Origin of the sequence: Streptomyces niphimycinicus (assembly GCF_018883605.1) — a bacterium.
GTDB lineage: Bacteria > Actinomycetota > Actinomycetes > Streptomycetales > Streptomycetaceae > Streptomyces > Streptomyces niphimycinicus.
The window spans coordinates 1-7,595 of sequence record NZ_JAHLEM010000109.1; the positions used below are offsets into that span (position 1 = coordinate 1).

Below are 7,595 nucleotides of genomic sequence, written 5' to 3' on the forward strand. Positions count from 1 at the left end.
CTGTCCGTAAGGTCCTTCCAGACCCCGGAGACACCCCTGACCTGAGCCCGGCCGCCCAGCTCGCCCTCGGTGCCCACCTCGCGCGCCACCCGCGTCACCTCGTCGGCGAACGCCCCGAGCTGGTCGACCATGGTGTTCACGGTGAGCTTCAGCTCCAGCAGCTCTCCGGTGGCCTCGACGGTCACCTGACGGGTGAGGTCACCGCGGGCGACCGCGGTGGTCACCTCGGCGATGTCGCGGACCTGCGCGGTCAGCCGGGAGGCCATGGTGTTGACGGCCTCCGTCACCATGCGCCAGTCGCCGGAGAGCCCCTGCACCTTGGCCCGGCCGCCCAGCCGGCCCTCGGTGCCGACCTCGCGGGCGATCCGCGTCAGCTCGCCGGTGAACAGCGACAACTGGTCCACCGTCCGGTTCACCCCGCGCCCCAGCCGCCGCAGATCGCCGCGGAGCTGGCGGTTGCCGTCGTGCAGATCCACCCGCTGGGTCAGATCGCCGGACGCGATCGCGTCCAGCACCCACGTGGCGTTGGACACCGGGCCGACCAGGGCGTCCAACAGGTGGTTGGCCGCGTCCACGCTGGTCGTCCAGGCCCCCTGACCGGGACTCGCGGTGATCCGCTCGTCCAGTCTGCCCTGGCGCACCACCTCTCGGCGCACCCGCTGGAACTCTCCGGCCAGATGCGCGTTGCGCAGCACGAGCTGGTTGAAGACCCCGGCCATCTCGCCGACCACACCCTCGGCCGAGGGGTCCGCACGGACGGTGAAGTCTCCGTCACACAGTGCGTTCATCGCTGCGAGCAGGGAGCGCAGCTCTGACGTGGTCTCCGCGTCGCACGCCGGGCCGGGCGGCCCGGCGGAATCCGCACTGCCCGCGGGCCGTGCCGGGGAAGTGTCAGTGGTGATCGGGTCGAGTGCCATGGCGTCGTCCCTTAAAGATCATTCAATTGCCCCTGTCTGTCATAATATGGCACCTAGATGGCCTAAACCTCCCATATCGCCTGGAGCCGCACGTGGGAGCTTTGTTTCCTCTCGCGCGTGAGTCCGTCTCACGGACGACGCTGCCCGGAAGCGTGCGCGCGCCCGGCGCAGCACGCACCTTCGTCCGTACGGCACTTACGGGACGGAGCGCCGCGGAGGCGTTCGCGCCGGTCGCCCTCGACGAGCGGTCGATCGACGACGCGGTGCTGCTGGTGAGCGAGCTGGTCACCAATGCGGTCCTGCACGCGGGCACCCGGGTCGAGGTGGTCTGCCGGATGCAGCCCGGTGACGCCACCGCCGACGAGGACGACGCCCTCGGGCAGGATGAGCCGTCCCTACTGGCCGACGCGCCCAGGCGGCCGGGGATCGTCGTGGAAGTGGCGGACCTCCACCCCGCCAGCACCGTCTACGGAGGGCCCGAGACCCAGCGCCGGGGCCGCGGCCGCGGGCTCCAGTTGATCGGGGCGCTCGCCGAATCCTGGGGCGTGACCTATCACCGCACCCGTAAGGCGGTCTGGTTCCGGCTGGACGCCGAGCGCGCGGTGCCCGAATCCGACGCCATCCCCACCAGCGCGCTCGGGCGTGAGCTGCGGTTCGCCGAGACCCTCGCCCCGGTGACGCCGCGCGAGCAGCGCGATCCGACCGCCGATTGGGTCGACCGCGGCGGGCCGTCCTTCCTCGCCGAGGCCAGCGAACTGCTCACCGGCCAGCTCGACGAGAACATGGTCGCCGCCCTCGCCGGGCAGCTTCTGGTGCCCCGGCTGGCCGACTGGTGCGCGGTGTGGCTGACCACCCCGAGCGGCGGGCTTCAGCTCGCCCGCGTCTGGCACAGCGATGAGCACCGTATCGACGCGCTCCGTCTGTCGCTCGAGCGGTATCCGCCGCCCACCGGCCTCGGTTCTGCGGGCACCTCCTGGCCCTGGCCCGGGATCGCGGACAGCCAGGGCGGATCGGCGGTGTGCTTCCCGCTGATCGCACACGGCCGCAGCCATGGCGCCCTGCTCATCGGCCGGGCGGGCGTGCCACGGATGGCGGAGGGCGTGGTGCGGCTCTCCGAGGACGTGGCACGGCGGGTGGCCCAGGCGGTGGCCACGGCCCGGCAGTACACCCGGCAGGCGACGATCAGCCGGGCACTCCAGCGGCGGCAACTGCCCATGTCGCTCGCCCACATCCCGGGGGTCGACTCGGCGATCGTCTACGAGCCGCACGGCGAGGGGCAAACCGTCGGCGGCGACTTCTACGATCTGTTCCCCATGGGCGACCGCCGCTGGTGCTTCCTGCTGGGCGACGTCCAGGGCAGCGATCCGGAGGCGATGTCGGTCACGGGGCTGGCCCGCCATCTGGTCCGGCTGCTGGCCCGCGAGGGCCATGGTGTCGAGTCGGTGCTCAACCGGCTGAACCAGGCGCTGGTGGAGGAGGAGGCGGAGACGACGGAGATCGACGGCGAACAGTCCCGGCCCCGGTTCCTGAGCCTGCTGTACGGGGAGCTGGAGCCCGACCCGGAAGGGGGCAGCGCCCGCTGCACCCTGGCCAGCGCCGGCCATCCGCTGCCGCTGCGGCTGACCACCGACGGCACGGTGGCGCCCGCCGCCAGCCCCCAGATGCTGCTCGGCATCGACGAGAACCCGGACTTCCACGCCGACACGCTGGACCTGGCGCCCGGCGAGACGCTGCTGTGCGTCACCGACGGGGTGACCGAGCGGCGCAACGGCGTCCGTCAGCTCGATGACGACGACGGCCTCTCGGACATCCTGCGGGGCTGTGTCGGGCTGGGGGCCAAGGCCGTGGCGGAGCGGGTGCGGCGCGCCACATATGACTTCAGCCCCGAGCCGATCGACGACGACCTCGCGGTGCTGGTGCTGGAGGCGGTACCGACGGTGGAGTCGCCACAGGCGCCGTGACAGTGCGGACGCCCTTACGGCACGGGCACTGTTGACGGCACGGGCGGCCCCACCGGGAAGCGGCGGCGCCGCCCAGGGCCCTTCTGGCGGATCTCCGCGAGAAGGACCCTAGTCCGTCAGCCCCGCCAGGTCGCGCAGCCGACGGGCCTGGGCGGCGCGCTCGGCGACGCGCTGGTCCTCGTAGGTGCGCTCCACGGCCCCCCGCAGCAGTGCCTTGGTCTCGATCACGGCGTCGCGGGGCGCGGCGAGAAGGGCCGCCGCCAGGTCCTGGACCGCGCCGTCCAACTCGGCGGCGGGCACCACGAGATTGGCGAGCCCGGTCCGCACGGCCTCCTCGGCATGGACGAAGCGCCCGGTCGCGCAGATCTCCAGCGCCCGGGCATATCCCACGAGGCCGACCAGCGGATGGGTGCCGGTGAGGTCCGGCACCAGCCCGAGGCTGGTCTCGCGCATGGCGAACTGTGCGTCCTCCGCGCAGACCCGCAGATCACAGGCGAGCGCGAGCTGGAAACCGGCCCCGATGGCATGACCCTGGACGGCGGCGATCGACACGATGTCGTTCCGCCGCCACCAGGTGAACGCCTCCTGGTACTCGGCGATGGCGGCGTCCAGTTCGCTGTCGGAGCCGCGCCCCAGCTCGAGGAACGACGGCTCGCCGTCGAACCCCTCGGGCGTGAACGCCTGGCGGTCCAGGCCCGCCGAGAAGGACTTGCCCTCGGCGCGCAGCACCACGATGCGCACGGTGCCCGGCACCAGCTTCCCCGCCTCGGCCAGCGCCCGCCACAGGGCGGGCGACTGGGCGTTGCGCTTCGCCGGGTTGGTCAGGGTCACCGTGGCGACCGTGTCATCGACGGTGAGCTGAACGCCGTCCTTGTCGAGCAGGGTCACAGGGGCCTCCGGTCGAGTGCGGTCAGTACAAGTGACTGCACAGTAACCACCCGGCCGAACCGACGATCAGCCGGGTGGCATCCCTGTCCATACCTGCTGATGATGACGGAGCACAGCGCGTGCTATCAGGCCGTGGCGGCCTTCTTGCCTCGCGTCGCGCCGCCGCGTCCCCGTAGGGAAACTCCGGATTCACTGAGCATCCGGTGAACGAATCCATAGGAACGGCCGGTCTCCTCGGCCAGCGCCCGGATGCTCGCCCCGGAGTCGTACTTCTTCTTCAGGTCTGCCGCGAGCTTTTCGCGCGCGGCGCCGGTCACCCGGCTGCCCTTCTTCAGAGTCTCGGCCACCCGTGCCTCCTCATGGGAAGTGCGCTCTGGACTCTCATGATCACCCCTACGGAGCTTCCTGGCCACCCATTCGGCAAGGTCTGTGGATGAAGGATTGCCGGAGATCGCGGCGCGACGGCCTTCGGAATCAAGGATTCCGGCGGCGTTCAACCTGACACTCTTTCGTGTTCATCGACGAAGAGGCAGGTCAGGGCATACGCGAGCAACGTCGCAGAGGTCCGGACCGGCGCACGGCACGTCGCGTGCGCCGGTGGCCCGCGACGCGCCGCGATACCAGCCGCTCTCACTCAGATGATGGATCACGCCTAGGCCGAATGATCTATGAGAAGGGCGTCGGAGCGGAGGAACCGGACTCTTGGGGCGGCGGCCGGAACCCCGCTCGGCGCCGCCATCGGCCCTCGTCAGGCGAGCGCGACAAGGTCCGCGTACGCCTCGCCCCACAGATCCTCGACACCGTCCGGAAGCAGAATGATCCGCTCCGGCTGGAGCGCGTCGACGGCGCCCTCGTCGTGGGTCACCAGCACCACCGCACCGGCGAAGGTACGCAGCGCGCCGAGGATCTCCTCACGGCTGGCCGGGTCGAGGTTGTTGGTGGGCTCGTCCAGGAGCAGCACATTGGCCGAGGAGACCACCAGGGTGGCCAGCGCGAGCCGGGTCTTCTCACCACCGGAGAGCACTCCGGCCGGCTTGTCCACGTCGTCGCCGGAGAACAGGAACGAGCCGAGCGTCTTACGGATGTCGACCAGGTCCAGATCCGGGGCGGCGGAGCGCATGTTCTCCAGGACGGTGCGGTCCGGGTCGAGCGTCTCGTGCTCCTGCGCGTAGTAGCCCAGCTTCAGCCCGTGGCCGGGGGTCACCTCGCCGGTGTCCGGCTTCTCGACCCCGGCCAGCAGCCGCAGCAGGGTCGTCTTACCGGCGCCGTTCAGCCCCAGGATGACGACCCGGGAGCCCTTGTCGACGGCCAGGTCCACATCGGTGAAGATCTCCAGCGAGCCGTACGACTTCGACAGCCCCTCCGCGGTCAGCGGGGTCTTGCCACACGGCGCCGGGTCGGGGAAGCGGAGCTTGGCGACCTTGTCGCTCTGCCGGACCTCGTCCAGTCCGGCCAGCAGCCGCTCGGCGCGGCGGGCCATGTTCTGCGCGGCCACGGTCTTGGTCGCCTTGGCGCGCATCTTGTCGGCCTGCGAGTTGAGCGCCGCGGCCTTCTTCTCGGCGTTGGCACGCTCGCGCTTGCGGCGCCTCTCATCCGCCTCGCGCTGGGCCTGGTAGAGCTTCCAGCCCATGTTGTAGATGTCGATCACCGAGCGGTTGGCGTCCAGGTAGAAGACCTTGTTGACGACCGTCTCCACGAGGTCTTCATCGTGGGAGATCACGATGAAGCCGCCGCTGTAGGTCTTGAGGTAGTCCCGCAGCCAGGTGATCGAGTCGGCGTCGAGGTGGTTGGTGGGCTCGTCCAGCAGCATGATGTCGGAGTCCGAGAAGAGGATCCGGGCCAGCTCGACCCGGCGCCGCTGACCGCCGGAGAGCGTATGGAGCGGCTGGCCGAGCACCCGGTCGGGCAGGCCCAGGCTGGCGGCGAAGGTCGCGGCCTCCGCCTCGGCCGCGTAACCGCCCTTGGTGAGGAACTCGGTCTCCAGGCGCTCGTACTTCTTCATCGCGCGCTCGCGGGTGGCGCCCTTGCCGTTGGCCATCCGGTCCTCGTTCTCGCGCATCTTGCGGAGCACGGAGTCGAGGTCGCGGGCCGAGAGGATGCGGTCGCGGGCGAGGACGTCGAGATCGCCGGTGCGCGGGTCCTGCGGGAGATAGCCGACCTGGCCGGAGCGGGTGATGGTGCCGGCGGTCGGGATGCCCTCACCGGCCAGGCACTTGGTGAGCGTGGTCTTGCCCGCGCCGTTACGGCCGACCAGGCCGACGCGGTCGCCCTTGGCGATACGGAAGGAGGCGGACTCGATGAGGACGCGAGCGCCGGCACGCAGCTCGACGCCGGAGGCGGTGATCACGGGAATTACTCCTGGGCAGGGTGGACGGCGGACGGGACGGACGAGAGCGGCCGACGCCGTCTAATGCACGAGGAGAATTGCCATGCGGCTAGTTTAGCGGTGCGGGCAAGTCGTTTTCCCCCGGCCTTACGGCCCTCGCCGCGACCTTACGGCCTTCCCCATGGTCACCCGCGCTTCCCCATGGTCACCCGCGGCGGCCGCTCTCCCCTCCCCCGCGGCCGCTCCCCCTCGGGCCAGGCCCGTGCGAACCTGTCAAGCCCCGCCCGTGTGCACCTGGAAGGCCGCCCGGCGCACCGCCTTGGCCAGGGCCGGATCGGGGTGGGCGGCGGCCAGCGCCACCAGGACCTGGACGGTGCGGGGGTGCCCCACGGCCCGTACCTCCTCCAGCAGCGCGGGCACGGTGCCCTGGACGGCGGACTCCAGGTGGCGGACGAGCAGCGGGCTCTCGCCGTGGTCGGAGATGGCCGCGGCGGTGTCCACCCACAGCCAGGTGGCCTCCTCGCGGGTGAGCGCGTCCAGCGCCTCGTCCGGGTCGGCGCCCTCGTGCTCGGCCAGCCACAGCAGCGCGTACGGCCGCAGACACGATTCGTCGGCAACGGCCCGTACGGCGGGCTCGGCGGGCGCCCCGACGACGCGCAGCGCCTCGAAGGCGAGCCCGCGCAGCAGCGCGTCGTCGCCGCGCGCCGCCTCGATCAGCTCGGTGACGGCGCTGCCGACGGGGCGGGCGGCCAGCCAGGCGCGGTACTCGGCGCGGGCGGGTCCCGGAGTCAGGCCCGCACAGCCGCGCAGCATGTCGGGGGCGGGCTGCTCGATGTTCCCGGCCGGGCTCTGGGCGGCCACGCAGATCTGCTCCAGCTTGACCCACACCGCCCAATTGCCGAGCGCGGACAGCTCGGCCTCCCGACTGTCGCCCTTGGCCTCGTCGGCCGCGCTCCCGGCGCTCTCCGGCCCCGTGGGTCCGTCCCGCGGCTCCTCCCGTACGGTGAGCGCCCCGACGGACGAGAGGGCGTCCAGGACCCAGTCGAGCAGCCCCTCCAGCGTGGCGGTGTCCTCGGCGTCATGGGGGCTCACGGCACCCTCGGCGGGCTTCTGCGGCTCCGTGGCGTCCTGGAGCTCCGTGGCGTCCTGGGGTACCTCGCAGCGCTCGGTGCGCAGCTCGGCGACCCGCTGCCGGAGCATGTCCAGCAGGGCGGAGATCTGCATGGGGCCGGCCGAGAGCTGAAGCAGCGAGAGCAGTTGCGGTACGGCCTCGACGACCTCCGCGACCGCCGTCGGCTCGGCCGCCGCCGGGGCGGGGCAGGCCAGGGACCACGCGTCGAGGAGCGCGACCCAGCCGCGCAGCACGGCGCTGTCGTCCCGGTCCCACGCCTGCAACCGCCAGCCGGGACGGGTGGTGCCCGCGTGGTGCTCGATGAGGCCGATGAGGCGGGCGCGGTCCCAGTCGCTGCGCACCTCCGGTTCGCCCAGCCCGAGCGCGGCGGC

At 71.7% G+C, this 7,595-nt stretch carries 6 protein-coding genes; 1 reads left to right on the forward strand and 5 read right to left on the reverse strand.

Translation table 11 applies throughout. The features are described from left to right. A partial coding sequence (locus KN815_RS12835) for a HAMP domain-containing protein (RefSeq protein WP_216341917.1) occupies nucleotides 1-917 on the reverse strand: 917 nt, incomplete at its 3' end. A 92-nt stretch (nucleotides 918-1,009) separates the two neighbouring features. Between KN815_RS12835 and KN815_RS12840 the strand changes: the two genes are divergently transcribed. Next, on the forward strand, nucleotides 1,010-2,878 hold the full coding sequence (locus KN815_RS12840) for a SpoIIE family protein phosphatase (RefSeq protein WP_216341918.1): 1,869 nt from the start codon (nucleotides 1,010-1,012) through the stop codon (nucleotides 2,876-2,878). A 108-nt stretch (nucleotides 2,879-2,986) separates the two neighbouring features. Here KN815_RS12840 and KN815_RS12845 read toward each other — a convergent pair whose 3' ends face one another. The 4 genes from KN815_RS12845 to KN815_RS12860 all read right to left on the reverse strand — a co-directional run. Then, nucleotides 2,987-3,766 (reverse strand): enoyl-CoA hydratase/isomerase family protein, encoded by a 780-nt coding sequence (locus KN815_RS12845; RefSeq protein ID WP_216341919.1) that lies wholly within the window; start codon nucleotides 3,764-3,766, stop codon nucleotides 2,987-2,989. A gap of 125 nt (nucleotides 3,767-3,891) precedes the next feature. After that, nucleotides 3,892-4,113, reverse strand: coding sequence for a helix-turn-helix domain-containing protein (locus tag KN815_RS12850; protein ID WP_014059784.1), 222 nt, complete (start codon nucleotides 4,111-4,113; stop codon nucleotides 3,892-3,894). A gap of 401 nt (nucleotides 4,114-4,514) precedes the next feature. Continuing rightward, nucleotides 4,515-6,113 (reverse strand): ABC-F family ATP-binding cassette domain-containing protein, encoded by a 1,599-nt coding sequence (locus KN815_RS12855; RefSeq protein ID WP_216341920.1) that lies wholly within the window; start codon nucleotides 6,111-6,113, stop codon nucleotides 4,515-4,517. A gap of 252 nt (nucleotides 6,114-6,365) precedes the next feature. Next, nucleotides 6,366-7,595, reverse strand: a 1,230-nt coding sequence (locus tag KN815_RS12860) for a hypothetical protein (RefSeq protein ID WP_253208931.1), incomplete at its 5' end; no start/stop codon positions are given.